Origin of the sequence: Pectobacterium parvum (assembly GCF_020971565.1) — a bacterium.
Lineage (GTDB): Bacteria > Pseudomonadota > Gammaproteobacteria > Enterobacterales > Enterobacteriaceae > Pectobacterium > Pectobacterium polare.
The window spans coordinates 4,286,548-4,305,415 of sequence record NZ_CP087392.1; the positions used below are offsets into that span (position 1 = coordinate 4,286,548).

15 protein-coding genes and 3 pseudogenes are annotated in these 18,868 nt (G+C 48.9%); 9 read left to right on the forward strand and 9 right to left on the reverse strand.

Annotation, left to right across the window (positions count from 1 at the left end; genetic code table 11):
- Positions 1–277 precede the first annotated feature (277 nt).
- From LOZ86_RS19285 to LOZ86_RS19295, 3 genes and pseudogenes are all read left to right on the forward strand, one after another.
- Positions 278–529: a type II toxin-antitoxin system Phd/YefM family antitoxin gene (locus LOZ86_RS19285; protein WP_005973616.1), complete on the forward strand. Its 252-nt coding sequence runs from the start codon at positions 278–280 to the stop codon at positions 527–529.
- Positions 519–798, forward strand: a pseudogene (locus tag LOZ86_RS19290) (type II toxin-antitoxin system RelE family toxin). The gene LOZ86_RS19285 and the pseudogene LOZ86_RS19290 overlap by 11 nt, the downstream one beginning before the upstream one ends.
- 605 nt (positions 799–1,403) lie before the next feature.
- Positions 1,404–1,934 (forward strand): annotated as a pseudogene (locus LOZ86_RS19295) (tyrosine-type recombinase/integrase); the annotation flags it as partial.
- A gap of 446 nt (positions 1,935–2,380) precedes the next feature.
- Here LOZ86_RS19295 and LOZ86_RS19300 read toward each other — a convergent pair.
- Positions 2,381–2,665: a helix-turn-helix domain-containing protein gene (locus tag LOZ86_RS19300; protein WP_005971242.1), complete on the reverse strand. Its 285-nt coding sequence runs from the start codon at positions 2,663–2,665 to the stop codon at positions 2,381–2,383.
- Entirely contained in the window at positions 2,655–2,984 is a 330-nt protein-coding gene (locus tag LOZ86_RS19305; protein ID WP_039481852.1) for a type II toxin-antitoxin system RelE/ParE family toxin, read from the reverse strand. The genes LOZ86_RS19300 and LOZ86_RS19305 overlap by 11 nt, the downstream gene beginning before the upstream one ends.
- 304 nt (positions 2,985–3,288) lie before the next feature.
- On the opposite strand from LOZ86_RS19305, the pseudogene LOZ86_RS19310 reads away from it, so the two are divergent.
- The 3 genes and pseudogenes from LOZ86_RS19310 (at position 3,289) to LOZ86_RS19320 (ending at position 6,368) form a co-directional block, all read left to right on the forward strand.
- Positions 3,289–3,705: pseudogene (locus tag LOZ86_RS19310) on the forward strand (GNAT family N-acetyltransferase).
- 90 nt (positions 3,706–3,795) lie between these two features.
- Positions 3,796–4,917, forward strand: a complete 1,122-nt coding sequence (locus LOZ86_RS19315; protein ID WP_039481856.1) for a ribosomal protein uL16 3-hydroxylase — start codon at positions 3,796–3,798, stop codon at positions 4,915–4,917.
- Positions 4,918–5,213: 296 nt separating this feature from the next.
- On the forward strand, positions 5,214–6,368 hold the full coding sequence (locus LOZ86_RS19320; protein WP_039481858.1) for a lipase family protein: 1,155 nt from the start codon (positions 5,214–5,216) through the stop codon (positions 6,366–6,368).
- A 64-nt stretch (positions 6,369–6,432) separates the two neighbouring features.
- Here the strand turns inward: LOZ86_RS19320 and LOZ86_RS19325 are convergent, their stop codons facing one another.
- From LOZ86_RS19325 to LOZ86_RS19340, 4 genes are read right to left on the reverse strand one after another with little or no spacing between them, the layout of a single operon-like run.
- Positions 6,433–7,626 (reverse strand): ABC transporter permease, encoded by a 1,194-nt coding sequence (locus LOZ86_RS19325; protein ID WP_039481863.1) that lies wholly within the window; start codon positions 7,624–7,626, stop codon positions 6,433–6,435.
- A complete protein-coding gene (locus LOZ86_RS19330; RefSeq protein WP_039481866.1) occupies positions 7,620–8,735 on the reverse strand; it encodes an ABC transporter permease in 1,116 nt (371 codons plus the stop codon). Before LOZ86_RS19330 ends, LOZ86_RS19325 begins: the two co-directional genes overlap by 7 nt.
- Positions 8,735–9,733: an HlyD family secretion protein gene (locus tag LOZ86_RS19335; RefSeq protein WP_230242642.1), complete on the reverse strand. Its 999-nt coding sequence runs from the start codon at positions 9,731–9,733 to the stop codon at positions 8,735–8,737. Before LOZ86_RS19335 ends, LOZ86_RS19330 begins: the two co-directional genes overlap by 1 nt.
- Positions 9,730–11,151, reverse strand: a complete 1,422-nt coding sequence (locus LOZ86_RS19340; protein WP_039481872.1) for a TolC family protein — start codon at positions 11,149–11,151, stop codon at positions 9,730–9,732. The genes LOZ86_RS19335 and LOZ86_RS19340 overlap by 4 nt, the downstream gene beginning before the upstream one ends.
- A gap of 1,373 nt (positions 11,152–12,524) precedes the next feature.
- Between LOZ86_RS19340 and LOZ86_RS19345 the strand changes: the two genes are divergently transcribed.
- Genes LOZ86_RS19345 through LOZ86_RS19355 form a run of 3 tightly spaced genes read left to right on the forward strand, consistent with a single transcriptional unit; the run spans position 12,525 to position 14,891 of the window.
- Positions 12,525–14,081, forward strand: coding sequence for a type 2 periplasmic-binding domain-containing protein (locus LOZ86_RS19345; RefSeq protein ID WP_080728038.1), 1,557 nt, complete (start codon positions 12,525–12,527; stop codon positions 14,079–14,081).
- Positions 14,078–14,479, forward strand: a complete 402-nt coding sequence (locus LOZ86_RS19350; RefSeq protein ID WP_039481874.1) for a fucose-binding lectin II — start codon at positions 14,078–14,080, stop codon at positions 14,477–14,479. The genes LOZ86_RS19345 and LOZ86_RS19350 overlap by 4 nt, the downstream gene beginning before the upstream one ends.
- A gap of 10 nt (positions 14,480–14,489) precedes the next feature.
- Entirely contained in the window at positions 14,490–14,891 is a 402-nt protein-coding gene (locus tag LOZ86_RS19355) for a fucose-binding lectin II (protein WP_039481877.1), read from the forward strand.
- A gap of 234 nt (positions 14,892–15,125) precedes the next feature.
- On the opposite strand, the gene aspA is transcribed toward LOZ86_RS19355, so the two are convergent.
- The 3 genes from aspA to LOZ86_RS19370 form a co-directional block, all read right to left on the reverse strand.
- Positions 15,126–16,565: an aspartate ammonia-lyase gene (gene aspA, locus LOZ86_RS19360; protein ID WP_039481878.1), complete on the reverse strand. Its 1,440-nt coding sequence runs from the start codon at positions 16,563–16,565 to the stop codon at positions 15,126–15,128.
- A 236-nt stretch (positions 16,566–16,801) separates the two neighbouring features.
- Entirely contained in the window at positions 16,802–17,797 is a 996-nt protein-coding gene (locus LOZ86_RS19365; RefSeq protein WP_039481880.1) for a LysR family transcriptional regulator, read from the reverse strand.
- 617 nt (positions 17,798–18,414) lie between these two features.
- Positions 18,415–18,750, reverse strand: coding sequence for a hypothetical protein (locus tag LOZ86_RS19370; protein WP_039481884.1), 336 nt, complete (start codon positions 18,748–18,750; stop codon positions 18,415–18,417).
- Positions 18,751–18,868: the final 118 nt, after the last annotated feature.

An 18,868-nucleotide genomic window follows, 5' to 3' on the forward strand; every position in this document is an offset into this window, starting at 1 on the left:
GTAGCTAATCGTTATACAGAAATCATAATCAATTGTGTAGCAAATAGCTACACACAGATTAAATATCACTATAGGGTGACGAGTGACTCATCACCTGTTCACCGACTCATCACCCATTAATTTATTGATTAATAAAAATAAAAAACCGTAGTGAAGAGGATGAACAGTTTTGTGCAAAATCTTTTTATTGTGGCAGTGCGTTTATACCGTGATGTTGCTGCTTTTTTGGTTAAGTGCTAAATTTAGTATCAAATATCATACTTAAAAGGGCCTGATTATGTCCGTACAACCTATCCTTGCAAATGCAGCCGTGAGTATCAGCGACTTTAAAAAGTCCCCTAATGCCGCGCTTAAAGAAGCTAACGGCGAGCCTGTAGCTGTGCTAACCAATGGCCGTATCTCTGGCTATTATGTTTCTCCTGAAACATGGGAAGCACTGGCCGATTATCAGGAAGATATCGAACTTGCCAAAATTGCCCGTTCCCGGATGAAGGGGAAACGTGTGAAGGTCGATCTGGATGAGTTATAAGTTGGAGTTTGAGATGATGCACTGAAAAAATTTAAGAAGCTGTGTGTATCCGTACGGGAGCAGTTTAAAAAGATACTCAACGACATATTGCTTAATCCCCCCACATACCCACCAATCGCCTGCATGATGTGACAGATTGCAACAAGATTAAGCTCAAGCCTGCCAGATACCCATTAGTGTATCGTGTGATCGATAACGGGATGCTACCGCTGACCGTAGGTAAACGGGAACGCTCAGAAGTTTATAAAACAGCGAAAGACCGACTATAAACGCGGATGTCTTAAACTCGCGGCTTCCTTGCTATGCAGCATACCTACCATCAAGGTGATGAGTAACTCGTCACCTGTTCACCAACTCATCACCTATTAATCTATTGATTATTAAAAATAAAAACCTCTGGTGAAGAGGGTGAACAGTTTTGTGCAAAATCTTTTTATTTTGGCTGAGTCGTTATCATTAAGTGTGTTCGGTTAGGATCCGTTGCACGGAATCGAATCCGAGCGGATGATAATAGATCTCATTTATAGGGTTTTATCTGTATCTCTCTGATATATAGCTAAAAACCACATGGGGGCACAAAAGGGGGCATAAATTATTTATATAATAATTTTATCCTTTATATTCATTATCTTATTTTAATACATGAGTCCGGCCTTCGCACCATAGTATGAAAATCAAGTCACCTTAGGGTGGCTTTTTTTATGTCCGTAATCGTCCAGTAACATCCATATCTATCTGTAAAGTAACAATTTTAGTTTAATTTCCCTCTCCGCTATTTTGTCCACAGTGGTCTTTCTTCGTCCATTGACATCCAGATGATTTGGGGGTCAAGATGAGGGTCAATTCACTTCGATTATGAGTTGACCCCCAAATTATGGCACTGACCGACGTTGTTGCCCGTACCGCCAAGCCTCGCGAGAAAGCCTATAAGCTCGCGGACGCGCATGGCCTATATCTTTTGGTGAGTCCTAACGGCTCTAAGCGCTGGTATCTCAAATATCGCTTTGAAGGTAAGGAAAGCCGGATTGCATTCGGTGCCTATCCGCTGATCTCGCTGGCGAAGGCCAGAGAAAAGCGTGATGAGATACGATTGCTGCTGTTGGAGGGCATCCACCCAACGGAAAAGCGGGAAGAAGAAAAAGAGCAGGCGCAAGAAGCGTTGAATACTTTTGCGAAGGTCGCGCAGGACTGGCACCGGAACATTAGCCAAAACCGCTGGTCAGAAACACACGCCGGACGGGTATGGCGCGATATGGAACGAAATCTCCTGCCTGCTATCGGGCATCGTCATATTGCCGACCTGAAAACTAAAGACCTGCTGGAGCCGCTGAAAGTCGTCGAACAGAACGGTCATCTTGATTTGGCGTCACGGCTGCGCCAGCGTGTCACCGATATCATGCGCTTTTACCACTGGTAACGCACCTCGCTGGGATATTAACCCAAATGAGTTCGCTCGAATTTTGTATGAAAAAAATTCTAATGTTAGAACTTATTACGCCGCATTCTTACGTTGTGTGGCAGCATCACAGTATTCTCTGCAAAATTTCTGAACGTTCAGATCGTGTAAATAGTATTTTTAATAGATAAAATAATGAGTTAATTATTTCCTAGGATAGGGTGTAGTTTTAAAATGAAACTATTTTTCATCCTACATTAAGCACCGCGCCAGCCCTTTTTGGGATGGGCTGGCGCTCATTTTTCTTATGTAGATGATTTTCCCGCTGCTCATAATACCTAAGTATCATTTCCGCCAGATCGTCTTCTACATGTAGAAATAGCAAGCGGAACCTGTAGCTCCAATGCTAACCGGCAAGCCAGTGCAAAATCTGGCTTATGAATACCGTGCTAATCTTAACCCAGCGACAGCTTAAGCTGCATCCCACAAGCAGCGGCATACCGTTGTAAGGTTGAGATACTCGCACTGGAAACATTTCTCTCAAGGCGGCTCACCGCAGGTTGGCTTACCCCCATGCGAGCGGCGATCTCTGTACTTGTCAGACCTGACTTAGACTTCATTTCGATCAGAACAGCGCGAAGCGCTTCTTCTTGAGTTTCGTCCTCATACGCTTTTTTAACTTCAGGATTAGAAAGCGCTTTCGCTTTAACTTCAGAGAAGTTGATACCTTTAACTGCCATCTTTCAATTCCTCCCATCTTGACTTTGCCAGCGCTATTTCAGATTTCGGGGTCTTAGGGATTTTCTTTACGAATGTCCTTAAAATATAGATCTTACGTCCTTTTACGTAAGCAAAAAACGTTCTGCTTATGTCTTTTCTACCAACCCGTAGCTCAAACAACCCACCTTCGATGATGTCCGTGTCTGGATATCTTAGCTCGGGCCCTTTAGCTTCAAGTTTTTCAAGCCCTTTAAGCGCTTTAAGCGCTTTTGCCTGCATAACAGGTTCGAGGTCATAAATTTCGCTTGCAGCTTCGGGGTGAAAAATCAATTCATACATGTCAGTCCCCTTATTAACGGGGGATATAACTCATAAGTTATAATAACTCAAGTGTTATATTTAACGTATATCGGCAGAGTAAAATATTAGCAAACTATCCCCCACCTGATTTTCATGACTCTGTTAAAAATGTCTATTTATTATTGAGTTAAGTTATTCCCCCACTTTGCATCTATATATGTGCTTATGCTGAAACGTAGTACCTGCGTTGGGTTACTTGCAGGGCTCCCTGAAACCACATTTTCAGCTGCACGTTATTTATACAAGGCCATTGCTTTTAATAAACAGGAGCTGGGGAAGGCGAGTGGAATTAATCGTGACGCACAACATTACCGATAGCGATCGGGAAGCACTTTTTGCGGGACTGAGAAGCTACAACCATCGGTTTATTAATCCATCCTCCTTTGGGAAGATTGGAATTTTTCACCGAAATAGTGCAGGGACTATGCTTGGCGGGCTGATCGCAACCCGTAAAGGATTATGACTGTGTATTGATTATTTGTGGGTTGGAGAAGAGTCCAGAGGTCTGAAGCTCAGCAGCGTGTTGGTGAAGGAAGCAGTGCGTCTTGGATGCCGTCATGCGCTTGTGGATACGTTTAGTTTTCAGGCACTTCCCTTCTATGAAAAGCAAGGTTATCAGCTGCAAATGTCTTTACCTGATTTTCCTGAGGAAGGCATGTTAAGGCACTATCTAATAAAGAAAAATATGCAGACTGCATGATAGTTACCCACCCATTGACTAATGACAAAGTAGATAGGGCATGGCCTTCTTTATAATCAGGCCCGTTTCTCTTCTCACTGGTGTGGACTCATGGCTTACCAACTTAATCTTAACTGGCCTGAATTCTTAGAAAAATACTGGCAAAAACAACCTGTTGTATTGAAGAACGCCTTCCCGAATTTTGTCGATCCAATTACGCCGGATGAGCTGGCGGGGTTGGCGATGGAGGCGGAGGTCGATAGCCGTTTGGTCAGCCATAAAAATGGTCAGTGGCAGGCCAGCAACGGGCCGTTTGAGCATTTTGATAATCTGGGTGAAACCGGTTGGTCGCTGCTGGCTCAGGCGGTGAACCACTGGCATGCACCGTCTGCTGAACTCGTGAGTCCGTTCCGCGTGTTGCCAGACTGGCGTTTAGATGACCTGATGATCTCCTTTTCCGTACCGGGCGGCGGCGTGGGGCCGCATATCGATCAGTACGATGTTTTCATCATTCAGGGAATGGGCAGCCGCCGTTGGCGCGTGGGCGACAAGCTGCCGATGCGTCAGTTTTGCTCGCATCCTGCGTTGCTGCATGTCGATCCTTTCCCGCCGATCATTGATGAGGATCTTGAACCGGGCGACATTCTCTATATTCCGCCAGGCTTCCCGCACGATGGCTTCACGCATGAAACCGCACTCAACTACTCCGTGGGATTCCGTGGGCCGAACGGTAGAGATTTAATCAGCAGCTTTGCTGACTACGTACTGGAGAACGATCTCGGCGGTGAGCACTATAGCGACCCTGATTTGACCTGTCGGGAGCATCCGGGGCGGGTTGAGGCATACGAGTTTGACCGTCTGCGCGAGATGATGATCGACGTGATTAATCAGCCAGAAGCGCTGAAAGCGTGGTTCGGTCGCTTTGTGACGACGCCGCGCCACGAACTGGATATCGCTCCGGCAGAGCCACCTTACGAGCAGGATGAGGTTGTGGGTGCGCTGATGGACGGTAGCGTGTTGACGCGTCTAAGCGGGCTGCGCGTTCTGGAAGTAGGCGGTAGCTACTTCATCAACAGCGAACCGCTGGACACGGTCGATCCGAAAGCGGCGGATGCGCTGTGTCGCTATACCGTTCTTGGTAAAAAAGAGTTGGGTGAGGCGCTGGAAAACCCAGCTTTTGTGGCTGAGTTAACTGCGCTGGTTAATCAGGGCTACTGGTTCTTCGACGAATAAACCCCCTTCTCCGTCGCGGCTTCCGAGCATGTATTGCATGACGTGATTCGGGAACCGCACATTATCACTCGAATGAGTCGCTGTATCAAAAGCGTATAGGTTCTCCCTGTTAATATTCGAATATCAGCCTGATATCGGTGGCACCAATATGAATATCGTTATGGCGTTAGTTTTCCTTGGCTAAGAATTAGCTAGCTATTTAATTTATTAAAAAATATTCGAATGTGGCATCACTTAATCAATAGTTGGACTACCTTTTAGGGTGATACCAAATCAAATAACTCTGGAGAGGTGTAATTTTTCCTTTGCCTAAAATAAAGCAAAAACTCTTAACGTTATTTCTCGTCATATCAGCCGGTATGATGGTTCCGTTTTCTTCCGCAAAGACGAAAATACCGGGCACCTTAGTAGAAAAAACGGTACTAGATACGAAGAACGGCTTACAGGAAGCCGCAGAGCAATATCTGATACGATATCGCTCTCTGAGCGGCGTGGATGGGAAAAGCGCACGGGAAGATACCGGTGCCGTTTTCATCCCGAAAGGCGAAATGCCAAAAGGGGGTTGGCCAGTCGTGATATGGACGCACGGGACGGTCGGCGTGGGAACATCCTGTGCCCCCTCTCTTAATCCGCGTTCAGAACGGGATGTGCAGTATCTGAATACCTGGCTATCGCTGGGGTTTGCGATCGTGGCTCCGGACTATGCTGGGCTAGGATCTGCTGGGCTACATCACTACCTTAATGCCCGAGGGGAAGCATGGAGCGTGTTGGATAGCGTAAAAGCTTCGCTTAGCACATTCCCAATGCGCAATCAGTTGACTATCATCGGCCAGTCGCAAGGGGCACACGCGGCCTTTGCGAGTGCTGGTTACCAGCCGGACTATGCGCCGGATCTGCATATTGTCTCAACCGTTTTAACCGGCACGCCTTATTTTGATGACAAGACCTCTGCGGCGGATCTGTTTGCCGGAGGAAATGGAGAGGGTGGCGATCCTAAAATCCCTTATATGATGTATATCTATCTATCGGCGACCGATACCAATAAAGAGCTGAATGTTAATGACTATTTCACGCCGAAAGCCGCTGCCCTTGTCGATGACGCACGTACAATGTGTATCGGCGAGCTGACGCAAAAAGTGATGGAAGAGGGGCTGAATGCGGGCAATAGCCTGAAGCCTGCGATCCAGACATTACTGGATCGCCAAACCGCGAGTTTGCGCTATAAAACACTAGACATTAGCCAGCCGGTCTTTATCGGGATTGGAACCAGCGACATCAACGTGCCGACCGCGATGCAGCGCCACTTTGCGAGTGATGTCGTTGGTGCAGGGACGTCAGCAGATGTGCATGAATATAAAGGGATGAGTCACAGCGAAACGGTTAACGTTTCACTGCGTGATTCTGTTCCCTTTGTGTTGGAAAACGTGTTAGCTGATACGGCAAAACCGTAAGCCTCTTGTCTCGGCGTGTCTACCGGGACATTGTTTTTCCTTTTATCGGTGATTCTTCTAGTCATCAATAGTGTTCCTGCCATCGACGTGCGGCTTGGCTTTCTCGGCGGTATTGCCGTTGCCGATACGCTAACGTGATCCACGCTAGCAGGCCGTACAGCACTGCCAGCCTCCACAAATGCCACCAAAATGCGCCGATCTGGGCAAAGTCAGCGCCCATCTGATTAAGACGCAATATTCCCTGAATCGTGAAGACAGCAGGTATCCACTGTGCAAGCCAGTTCAGAGGCGCGGGGATCATTTCAACAGGCCAAATGAAGCCAGAAAGAAACACAATCGGGATGGAGGACAGCAGCACTGCCTGACTGGGGAGATCTTTGCGCGTAAAGGCGGCGCCCAGTACCACGCCGAGCCACAGCGTTGAGAGCAGAAAGGGCAGCGCAAACAGCAGCAGTTGGCTCATGCTGGCTTCGCGTGCAATGCCGTACGCATCGAGACAAAAGCCGAGCATGTAGAGCAACGAGAGCAGGTACGCACCGCCAACGACCAGCGTACGGGCCAGCAGCAAACGCCAGGGTGCGGCATATTGCCAGTAGCGAACCTCACCAGACTGCGTGCGCTGATTTTGTCCGGCACCGAGCAGGCCGCACCCCATCAGCAAAATCTGGTGCAGTATCAACATGAAAACACCGGGAACTACGTAATCGACATAGCCCATGGTCGGGTTAAATACCGGCACGGCATGCAGAGAGGTGGCCTGCCACTGTGAGCTTGCGGCGGGTATGCCTTCCCCCTGAGCCAGCAGCCGAGCGACTTTAACCTGTGCGCCTGCGGTGCCGCCGACGGTCGCCAGAGACTGCGCGATCGCACCGTAGATCAGGAAGTAGCTGGCATCTGCCGAGTAGCTGACCGTGACGCTTTTCCCTTGCATGATATCGCGGTAGAAGTGGCGAGGAATGTAGAGGATCCCTTTTGCTTCGCCATCCAGAAGCAACGTTTTTGCGTCATCCAGCGTATTGCGCTGCGCCACCAGCCTTACTTCCGGTGTGGAATCGGCCATAAACGCCAGACGACGCGAGAGCTGGGTGCCATCTTCATCAACCAACACCACCGGCAGTTCACGTGGCGTCTGGGCGAGGTAAGGGCGCGGATAGAGAAAGGAATAGAGCAGGATACCGCCGAACAGGGTGAGCAAGATCGTCGGATCGCGCAGTAAACTGCGCAGCTCAAACCGGATGAGTTTGGCGAAGGTCAGCATGCTGCCTCCTTGCTACCTGACCGATAGCGCCACAGCGTGAGCGGTAGCAGCAGCCAGAATAGGGCGAGCGCCGCCAGCGCGGGTGCGATCTGAATGAGTCCGGCACCGTAGCTGGTGATGGCAATCGCGATATCACCGTAGTGGGCGACGGGCAGCAACTGCCGCCAGAACGTGGCGAATGTCTCCATTGCTGCAGCCGGAAAGGTGATGCCCATGAACGCAAGTCCGGGGGCCATTAACGCCCCGACAATCGAAACGGCACGTGCTGGGTCGCGAATCAGTGCATAGAAGGCCATGCCTAATGCGACGCAGGCACCTGCCGTCACGCCGATCGAGATGAATAGCAGCAGTGCTGAACCGTTGAGCGGGTAATTAAGCAGGCTATACAGCGCATAGCTCCAGACGCCACCCCATGCCCAGCCGATCAGCCAATGCGTCAGGAATTTAGCACCGATGGCCGCCCAGTCCTCTGGCAGCCAATGTGCTCCGTACCGATCCTCCCGAGCCAGCGTATTCAGGCCGTATAGCGCGAGCAAAATCGACCAGATCGAGGGAATAATCGCGTTCAGCAAAAATTGGGCGTAGTTAGCATTTTGATTAAACAGCGCGGTAATCTGTCCGCCAATCGGCACTGCCAGCCCTTTGGCTTCGGGAACGGCGGCACCCTGAGCCAGCGCCTGCACCACGGCGATCTGCCCGTTGAACGTCCCTGCCACCAGCGCCAGCGAACTGTTGATGACCTTTGCAATCAGGACGAACTGCCCGTTATTCCATGCGGTGATGGTGGGTGAGGTTCTCAGGCGAATATCACGCTCAAAGTGGCGTGGGATCACCACCAGCGCGTAGATCTCGCCGCCGCGCAATGACGTTGCGCCTTCTGCCACTGTCGAGAATTGATGGTTCAGGTTGAAAGACGGCGAAGCATGCAGCTCTCTGGCAAACTGGCGCGACATCGTGCTGTTATCCAGATCGATCAGGCCGATGGGGAGTTCGCGCACAATCGCGCCGGATAACGTCCACCAGGCAATCAGCATGGTGATTAGTGGTAACCAGAGTGCTAGAGCCATCCCCCAGCGGTCACGCCACAGCGCCCTCCATTCGCGCATCATCACATTTCTACCAGTGCGCTCATGCCGACGCGCAGCCCGCTAATGGGTTGAATCGGACGCGCCTCCACTTCGAACGTCCGCATATCGAATCCTTGTCGGGTATCCGTTGCGCGCCACGTGGCGAAGTCGCCCATGGCGGAAACGTAAGACACCTTAAACCGGAATGTCTGGTTGTTCAGCGCCGGAATTCTTGCCTCGAATTCGGTGCCCATCGCAAAGCGTTCAAGGAGATCCTCGCGCACCGCCAACTGAATCCAGATGTCACGCATGTCCAGCAACGTGACCACAGGAAAGCCCTGTGGCGCAATTTCGCCGCTGCGCAGTAACACGTTACTGACTTCTCCAGTGTGCGGGCTGACGACGCGGGCCTCTGCCAGATAGGCTTCCACTTCAGCGACGGAGCCAGCGGCCATGCGGACTTTTTCCTCTGCGGCTGCCTGCGTTTCTTTCCGTGTGCCTTCCTGCGCCATTTGATATTCCTGCCACGCCATCCCCTCGGTATAGCGTGCAGCATCCCATGAGGCTTTGGCTTCATCCCGCTTTTGCAGCGGCAGTACGCCTTCTTGATAGAGATTCTGCACGCGCAGATAGGTCTTATGGCTTAGCTCCGAGCCGGCTTTGGCTTTTTGCCACTGATCTTTGGCGGCGGCGATTTGCTGCTCACGAGCCCCTTTTTTGGCCTCCAGCGCCACGGCTCCTGCCGCAGCTTCACCCGCTTTTGCCTGTTCCAGCTTCGCGTCCAGCTCCGGCGTCAGGAGCGTAAAGACGAGATCGCCGACGTCAAGCTGCTGGCCTTTTTGTACCTGCACCTCTGCAATACGGCCAGCCACTTTTGACGAGACTGAATACTGCTGTGCTTCGATTTGTCCTTGTAGCCGTACCGGTTCGGGCTGATAGGCAAACCAGAAGCGATAGGCTATCCAGACAACCACAATCAACAGAACGGCCTGAAGGAGCCATTTTCGTTTTGAACGTGAAGAGGGCTGCGGTTGTATCATGGCGTTACCTGTATGGCGTATTGGGTCTGGTAGTCAGAGAAACGGTTTATCTGGCCGGAAATTGCCATCAATCTGGCGATGGACACCACGTAACGATAGGCTGCAGAGGCGCGTTGCGTTTTGGCACCAGCGAGTTGGTTTAGCGCATCCACGACGTCCAGCGAGGTAGACATACCTTGCATAAATGCCTTGTTGCGTAGCTGGACGTTCTCTTCGGCCAGTTTCTCCGTTGAAGACAGGGAATTGAACTCTTCCAGCGCCAGCCGGGCTTCTCGCCACGTACTCTCGACTACTATTTCAAGATTCTGCCGCATATCGGCTTCCAGATAATTAACCTGCATTTCTGCACTTTTCGCGGCGGCGATAGTGTCGGAACGACCTTCTCGGCTGATGAGCGGGACGGAAACGCCGACGCCGACCATCCAGCCCGGCGTGGTTCTGGCCGCTAGCGTGTCCTGCTCATAGAGTTGATAGTTACCGAACAGAAATACGTCAGGAGCGTATTTGGCGCGCTCAATACGGATGAGATCCTTAGCCTGATCGCGCTTGGCAGAGAGCACCTTTAGGCCGGGATGCGTGTTGAGCGTTTGTTTCACCAGCGCAGGCAGTTCGGGGAGCGTTTTGTTGACGAACAGCGAAGACGAAGGGGTTGCGTCTTCGGTCTTGATCAGCTTTGCGAAGACCATTTCGGTGGTCTCCATACTGCGCCGCGCCTTTTGTGTTTCGATACGCGCCATGTCATAAGCGGACTGGGCGGACAGCACCTCGACTCGGGCGATTTGGCCTTGCGCTTCCAGCTTGCGGGCGTGGTCATAGTGCTGTGCCATACCTTTCTCTATATCCTGACGCGTCTTCATCACCTGATGTGCCATCACCACGCCGTAATAAGTCTGTGCCAGTGCCTCAAACTGCGCCAGCGTGCGGACGATCAGCATCTGTTCAGCTTCATTGGCCTGCGCAGAGCGAATCGATTGTGCCGCATCAATCCGGCCTCCGGTAAATAACGGCCAGACGACCTGAACGGAGCTGGTTATCACATTTTGTTCTGTGAAACGGGTGACGAAGGGATTGCCGCTGGTATTAATCAGCTGATTTAGCGCGGCGAAGATGTCCCGATGGTTCGACAGCGGATTTAAGTCGCGCGCGTCCAGCTCGACAGGTTTATCGAGGCGCGTATAGCTTGCGCCCACGTTGACCTGCGGCCAATAGAGTCCTTTGGCGGCTTCTTTCAGGAACTGCGCACGATCGACCCCAGCGTGTTCGGCGGCAATACTGTCATCACTTTGCAGCAGGCGAGCCCAGGCCTGATTAAACGAGATGGTTTGCCCAAATGCCGTGGACGACCAGCACTGTAACAGCAGCAGTGCGACGGGGAAATAAGCCAGAAGCCGGATTTTTCCGTGTGTTATTTGAGGCATGTCAGGTGAAATCATCCTTTTACCCAAATACTGCCAAATTGATAGAAATCAGCCTGCTGGAAACAGCACAAGGCTTGTCCGTTTTTATATGATAGTAGTTTTCTGTAATAATAATAACCAAGCGAATAGTTTCATTTTTATCTAAAAGCCAGTTTTTGATTACACTAATGTAGTGTGGTCTAAATTTTAAATTATTCAAATAATAGAGTGGCTTGAGTAAGAGCAGTCAATGCACAAGCAGTTTGAAGTATGGCGGGTGTAAATCTTGTAGTGCCATAACAGTTTCTATATGCTTTTAGGGTTAAAAATATTGTGTGAATAGCTTAATGTGAATTAAATTAAGGTGTTGGCTTTTTATTTTTGAGTGATGGCACTTCTATTTTAAATGAAGATGGTGAGGTTTTTTAATTTCTCATGTGCGCACTAATTTTTATTGAGAAGTAATATTTCTGTCATGCTTGAAGTTATTTGTTTGCTTATGGTCGATTAATTTAATGGCGAGAGGTAAACCAGACTCTATTTATCTCGCGTTAACGTCGTTCAAAACGTCTATCCTCCGTACGACTACAATTAATCGATAAATTTGTTGTAAGTTAATTAACATTAGTCTATATCTAATTTAATTGCTAATGATCTTGCCTCTCATTTTATTAGGTGGCTAATTATTTCGTATGTTCGCACTAAAATAAATAATAATCATCATATTAATACCATTAGTCATGATGTTAATAGTGTTTTCATGGAAATATAATCAGTGAATGCTGAATGTTTTTTATTTTATGCATCTAAAAGATAATGCGCTCGATATGAATGTTGAATGGATATTCTGAATATGATGGTTGAATAGAACATCTCAAGATCGTTCAATTTACTGAATTAAAATGAAATAGATAACCAGGGTCAGTATCATCTCCCCCAACTGAGGAATGCTACAGAATTTTTTTGGTATGGCAGATAGTTTTACTGCCACAGGTTTATACCCTAAATAATTCGAATTGCGGACTAACGGTAATGTTTGAACAATGCACATGCGGCTTGAGGTATGACGGGTATATCTACAAAAAGTCATCATGTATTCGACCTACATATTAGGTGCAGAGATACGGCAGATAATTTATCTGGCGGTATGAAACGCCAAAGTTCAAGAGCAGGGATGATGAGCCTGATTTATTTATGATTCGTACATCCACACAGAGAAAATGTAGGGTTCTGAAAAATAGTGTTAGTGATGTTTTTAAAATCGTTAAATCAACATTGATAGGTTGAGTTAATGTATTTATTTTTGGGGGTTGCATTTGTTTTTTTAGTGTAAATAACGCAGTTTAGGATTTTTTTGTTAATTTTCACATACTAAAGTAATAGAGGATATTATTATGGTTTCTCTCTGTCAGATGACGGTGCGCATGATCGTTATTGTGCTATTAGCATTAAGTAGTATGAGTGTATTGGCGGGGCAGTTGATCCTTAAAAATATCTCATCGGATCCGATCACTTGTACCGTGGATGGCTGGACAATATCTTCCGGAAATAATTTTGACTGGTTTATCAAAGTCGAGCCTGGTCAGTCCTTTTATGTTGGGCAGAATACCAGTCGACCTTATTCACCCATTATCAACTGGGTAAAATGTAATACTTTGCAGACGAGGGCAATGAACATTACGCCGACAGGGCCGAACCAGACGTTGGTGCTCAATGGTCAGCAAACACGGGTACTAAATGTGTCGCTTTATCCTTACTTGCCGACGTTACCCACGGATAATTTTGAATCTCTGGTGGCTTGGGTTGTACAAACCTGGCAGTCGCAACATCCAGAAGTATTACTGAACGCGGTGTTGAGCCAGGAAGTTAATATTTATGATTTTGCAACGCTCAAGACTCTGCTTGGCAAAGAGGGATTTGATGTCATTGAACTGGACTTGCTTTATCTCGGTTATTTGGCTGATAACAAACTAATCAATCCAGCACAGATCGCTGGTGATATGCCTTGGCCTGTGGCAAAAGAAGGAGCTACCTATAAAGGCCAGTTATGGGCGATCCCGAGTTGGCTGTGTATGAATTTTCTCTATTCTTTTGACCCAGCTATCGCACAGCAAAAAAACCTGTCGCAATTGTTGGCATGGTTGAGCTCGACCCCCTCCGCCATCACGAAATTGGTGGGGAGCTTTAATGGTAGCTGGGCCATTCCTTCAGATTATATCAATACCTATGTGCAAACCTATGGTTTGTCATCCTTGCCGCAGTCAATGCAAATGCCGCCGGACAATGCAGTGATCAAACAATTAGTTTCGTTGTCGGATACATGTGAAAAAAATGGTGTTAACCCCTGTACCAACAATAAGTTCCACAATTTGCCTAATGGTTCCAGTGAACAGGTATTTGCGAGTAGGCAGGCCAGTACGGACATGGGTTTCTCTGAGCAGTCATTTTTCGTGAATCTCTATCGCTCACCACAAAACGCGCCATTGTATGTTACGCCAGTGCCGTGGGGGGAAAAACCGCAGCCTCTGCTCTTCCAGGATGGGTTTGTTTCCAGCGCAGCAACTTGTGTACCGGGTAGCCGATGTGCCAGCGACGCGCAGGCTTTCACAACCATGATGACCAGTGTGGCAACGAAAAATTATATCGTGCAATCGCAGGATCTTGCTGTGGGTACGCCGTGGCGTACATTGCTGGTGGCAAATCAGGCGTTCTGGCAACAACCGCTGATTACGGGGAACCGTTATTATCAGCAACTGCGACCTATTTTCTCTACTGCGGCACCTTTTCCGAATAGTTTCACTCAGCAAGTACAAACCGATATGAGCAACCAGATTTGTGCGGCTTTAAAACAGCAGCAGCCTTCGTTTGTGTGTAAAACCGGGATGCAATTGAATGAAGTAGCCCGTAAAAGCTCGCAACCACTAACAGTTAAAAACAAGGGGGGATTATGAGTGTCGGACCTGTTTCCGGAAATGGTATTGCCATTTCCTTACCGCAAGGAAAAACAGTGTTCTGGACTGTGAACGTCCAGGCATCTTGGCAGCAGTTTGTTCAGGTACGTGACAGCAATAACCAGCTTGTGTTCCAGGCCAGTGGTGCATCCCAAGGTGGACATTCTCCCACGCAGATTGGTAACGGCACATTTGTGACGACTGGGAATGGTACCTATACCATCTACCTTGGTGTTAACAATGGACAATCTTGGTCACAGGTGATGTGGGATGAAATAACGCTGAATATTGGCAACAAAATCTATTCCAGCGGTTTCAATTTCATTACTGAAGATGGTGCGGATCAAGACTTTAATGATACCTGCCTGACATTAACTTGGTTTAACAGCATTGGTTAAGGAGTAAGTCATGTCGATCGGTCCTGTCAGTGGTGGTGGTATCGCCATCAGTATTCCACCTGGTAAGGTAGTGTTCTGGTCAGCGTTAGTGCAAAGCTCTGCTAACCAGTTTATTCAATTGAAAAACAGTCAGTCGAGTTCGGTCTTTAGCGTGCAGGGGGCAAGTTCAAGAGGCGGTACGCCTACACAGATTGGCAGCGGTTTTTTTCAAACTGATGCTGTGGGGAAATACACAATCTGGATCGGCACCAACGGTGGTCAATCTTGGTCCCAGGTGTTGTGGGCTGAAGATGTGATTACTCGTGGTTCTTCTGTGTTCTTTGGCAAGTATGTTTTTGCCAGCGAAGATTCTACCGACTATGACTACAACGACTCGTTCATTCAGCTGCAATGGTTTGAAAACGTTGGATAATATTTTTTATCAACAAAGGGACGTCTGATGACGTTCCTTGTTTCCTCTGAAGTGTGGAACAGTCTTGTATCCACGTTACTTGAAAATGTAGCGTTGATTCAGTGCTATACGGAAGCAGTGGTATGGCTCATGTGAGTAGCTAACTTACTCTTTCAAGTGGATTGGCCATATAAGGGCTGTGAATGCAGGCACAAGGGTAACTCCCCTGTGCCTGATATTTGTTGCAAAGATTAATTAAACGGCTTCGTTTTCGTCGGTATAGCGTTTGGCTTTGTAGGCCGGATGCATCAGGTTCTGGATAGAGAAAATGTCGTCCAGCTGTTCTTCGGTCAGCAGGCCGCGCTCCAATACCACTTCACGCACGCTCTTACCGGTTTCGGCACAGATTTTCCCAACGATATCGCCGTTGTGGTGGCCGATGAACGGGTTCAGGTAGGTCACGATACCGATAGAGTTGAAGACGTAAGCTTCACACACTTCTTTGTTGGCGGTGATGCCGTTGACGCATTTTTCCAGCAGGTTGTAGCAGGCATTAGACAGAATCTGGATGGATTCGAACATCGCTTGTCCGATAACCGGTTCCATCACGTTCAACTGCAGCTGACCCGCTTCTGCCGCCATCGTGACGCAGGTATCGTTGCCGATGACTTTGAAGCACACCTGATTGACCACTTCGGGTACGACTGGGTTAACTTTGGCTGGCATGATGGACGAGCCTGCCTGCAATTCCGGCAGGTTGATTTCGTTCAGGCCAGTGCGCGGGCCAGAAGACAGCAGGCGCAGGTCATTACAGATCTTCGACATTTTAACCGCAACGCGTTTCAGGGCGCAGTGCATCATCACGTAAGCTCCACAGTCGGAGGTTGCTTCGATCAGGTCTTCAGCCGGCACGCAAGGCAGGCCGCTAACTTTTGCCAGATGTTGAACAGCCAGCTTCTGGTACTCATCCGGCGTATTCAAGCGCGTACCGATGGCGGTTGCGCCAAGATTCACTTCCAGCAGCAGTTCAGCGGTGCGCAGCAGGTTACGATTTTCTTCTTTCAGCAGTACGTTGAACGCATGGAATTCCTGACCGAGGGTCATCGGCACGGCGTCCTGCAGCTGGGTACGGCCCATTTTCAGGATGTTTTCGAACTCTTTCGCTTTGCGCTCAAAGCCATCGCTCAACTGGGTAATTGCTTCGACCAGTTTCAGGATGGAGGTGTACACCGCGATACGGAAGCCAGTCGGGTAGGCATCGTTGGTGGACTGGCATTTGTTCAGGTGGTCGTTCGGGTTCAGGTATTGGTATTCACCTTTCTGGTGACCCATCAGTTCCAGACCGATATTCGCCAGCACTTCGTTGGTGTTCATGTTGACTGACGTACCCGCGCCGCCCTGATAGACATCGACAGGGAATTGGTCCAGGCACTTACCGTTATTCAGTACTTCATCACAGGCTTGCAGAATGGTATCGGCAATTTTACGTGGGATGGTTTGCAGTTCTTTATTCGCCAGCGCGGCCGCTTTTTTTACCATCACCATGGCGCGGACAAATTCTGGAATATCGCTGATGGTACTATTGCTGATATAAAAGTTCTCAATTGCGCGCAGCGTATGGATACCATAATAGGCATCAGCAGGGACTTCACGGGTACCTAACAGGTCTTCTTCGATACGGATATTCGTTGACATAGTTCTTCTTCCTTTTTCTTGTTCGATGTACATAGCATCGTTTTCAATATTAAGATGATGATTTATTAGGCTTTGTCTTTCCTGTTTTTTGATTTTCAGGTAACACGAACCCATCACGATTTTTATAAAATCATGGTTAAAAAGAGTTCTCGGGGAGACGAACGTTGAATACGCATCGTTAAGTGGCTAGTGGTGGATATATTTCTCCATTGTTCTGTCTCCCCTTCATTAATCGGTTATTCCATATTCTCTGGGTTAATCTCAACCAGTTTTTCTATTCCACGGTTCAGCGTTTTCAATTTCGGAATAAATACGGTTTTAATAATGTTATCTGTGACATCGCACGCCTCTTCAAAGAACGCGCTGTATTCATCACGGTGCCCGACAATATACAGCGAGCGCTTGATATTCAGCTGTTCCGGCATATGCGTCAGCACTTCTCTGGAGTGCGCAACGGATTGCAGGAAACTGAGCGGAGTGGTTACCGCCCAACCAATACCTGCCGCCACCATCGACGTTAAGGTATCCGCATTATCAAATTCGAGCATGTTCGGCACGCGGACATCGATGCGGCGCAGGTAGCGCTCAATCTGCATCCCAATCTGCGAGTTCCGGTTAAAGCGCACCAGCGGTAGTGCCGAGGAAAGCTCGCGGATGTCCTCGACCGTTTTGATGCGTTTACGATAATCCGGTGGCGTGATAATGAAATAGCCTTCGGAAAACAGCTGATGACGCACCACACTATCGCTGTCGATCAACGGGTCGCTGGTGACGATCAGATCCAGCTCGCGTCGCATTAACGCCTCACCCTGCTGCGGGCTAAGTCCAGTACGAATCAGCAACTGCGACGAACTCTTCATCAAACTCTTGGTAAACACCGAACCGCAGGTGATGGCAAACGAATCCACCAGGCCGATACGCAGGTCAGGCTTAATCCCTTTTCCTGCTTCTAGCACCTGAGCCTTGAGGTTCGCGATCTCCTCCGTCAGGATTTCTCCTCGGTTTTTCAACGCAATGCCGTAGGGCGTCAGGACAAAGGGGCGACGAGCCCGGTTAACCAATTTGACGCCGAAATCTTCTTCCAATAACCGGATCGTTTGCGAAATAGCTGAAGGCGTCAGGCCTAACCGCGTGGCGGCTGCCGTCATGCTTCCTGCTTCTGCCATCGTCACAAAAACATAGACGGCATACATATCGATCGATTTATTGGCGGACACTGTGCGTTTAACCATGTGAGTTTGCCTACGCTGCAAGGTGAATGTCGTCGAAATATGAAGCGTTAGTCTATCTCATCTCGCTGACTACGACCTCGCTAACTGATACCAGAGTAGTCGGCTAACTTCAGAAAAAATACAGGTCGCGTCACTGATTAATTTTTTCTTATTTCTAGCTTTAGCGGATCTGAAGATGATGCATAAAGAGAACCTAGGTACTACCTGCCAGAGAGATTCTGCTTTGCTGATGCTATTCTCCCCGTCCTCAGGGGTTGCCTCTTAGTCATATTTTTTATGCAAACTGAGAGACGGTTTCGTGCGCCATAACACCGATATTTTTATGCTACCTCGTAGCACGCGCCCGACTCGGTACGGCTCAAACGCCGCTCGCCCCGAGACCCCAGGCTTTTGGCGGAAATTATGCCGCTTTGCGGTGCCATCGATGTTCATGAGCACTGGTCGAGCCGCCAGTGACGCGTTCCCTACGCGGCACAGGCTTTCGCGGCATCCATGCCGCTCACTCGGTGCTCATGCCCACCGCTGCATAATTTTTTACGCCGGATAACGGCAAAGCTCGTGATGAATCCCTGTATTTGTGTATAAAAGACAATATACAGGGGGATAACGCATTATTTTTACTGCGTAGCGAGTAATGAATCACCCACTGGTGTTACTGTTCGAACGTGACGTTCTGCCTGTTCACACATTTCCAGCAGTGCAGGAATCAGGTGCGCGGTGGCGTTGAGGCACGCGCCGAGCTGGCTGAGGCTTTCTTGTGGCAGTTCAACGTCATTTTGCAGCGTGTCGCCGAGGTAGTGCAGGCCGTGGCACAGGCCTTCAACTGATTCGGCGGCAATTGCGCCGAGATCGCAGAGCTGAACGTCATCTAACTGCGCGAAAGGCAGGCTGGCGATCAGGTCGCGGAAAATGGTAATGGTGCTGTCAGCGGGTGTGGCGTGAGTGTCCGTCATGGTCATTTTTTCCTTGAGATAATTAAGTTCGCCACCACACAAGGTTCCAAATTCGGGTGGTGACACAGACAGGATTGGAACCCCGGCTCTCAAGAAGACCGGTCAACCTTGCGGTTGC

Coding starts and splice junctions, on each gene's coding strand:
- LOZ86_RS19285 (WP_005973616.1), top strand. CDS start 278: ATGTCCGTACAACCTATCCTTGCAAATGCAGCCGTGAGTATCAGCGAC.
- LOZ86_RS19305 (WP_039481852.1), bottom strand. CDS start 2,984: ATGTATGAATTGATTTTTCACCCCGAAGCTGCAAGCGAAATTTATGAC.
- LOZ86_RS19365 (WP_039481880.1), bottom strand. CDS start 17,797: ATGGTTAAACGCACAGTGTCCGCCAATAAATCGATCGATATGTATGCC.
- LOZ86_RS19350 (WP_039481874.1), top strand. CDS start 14,078: ATGAGTGTCGGACCTGTTTCCGGAAATGGTATTGCCATTTCCTTACCG.
- LOZ86_RS19300 (WP_005971242.1), bottom strand. CDS start 2,665: ATGGCAGTTAAAGGTATCAACTTCTCTGAAGTTAAAGCGAAAGCGCTT.
- LOZ86_RS19330 (WP_039481866.1), bottom strand. CDS start 8,735: ATGATGCGCGAATGGAGGGCGCTGTGGCGTGACCGCTGGGGGATGGCT.
- aspA (WP_039481878.1), bottom strand. CDS start 16,565: ATGTCAACGAATATCCGTATCGAAGAAGACCTGTTAGGTACCCGTGAA.
- LOZ86_RS19355 (WP_039481877.1), top strand. CDS start 14,490: ATGTCGATCGGTCCTGTCAGTGGTGGTGGTATCGCCATCAGTATTCCA.
- LOZ86_RS19345 (WP_080728038.1), top strand. CDS start 12,525: ATGGTTTCTCTCTGTCAGATGACGGTGCGCATGATCGTTATTGTGCTA.
- LOZ86_RS19335 (WP_230242642.1), bottom strand. CDS start 9,733: ATGATACAACCGCAGCCCTCTTCACGTTCAAAACGAAAATGGCTCCTT.
- LOZ86_RS19325 (WP_039481863.1), bottom strand. CDS start 7,626: ATGCTGACCTTCGCCAAACTCATCCGGTTTGAGCTGCGCAGTTTACTG.
- LOZ86_RS19370 (WP_039481884.1), bottom strand. CDS start 18,750: ATGACGGACACTCACGCCACACCCGCTGACAGCACCATTACCATTTTC.
- LOZ86_RS19315 (WP_039481856.1), top strand. CDS start 3,796: ATGGCTTACCAACTTAATCTTAACTGGCCTGAATTCTTAGAAAAATAC.
- LOZ86_RS19340 (WP_039481872.1), bottom strand. CDS start 11,151: ATGCCTCAAATAACACACGGAAAAATCCGGCTTCTGGCTTATTTCCCC.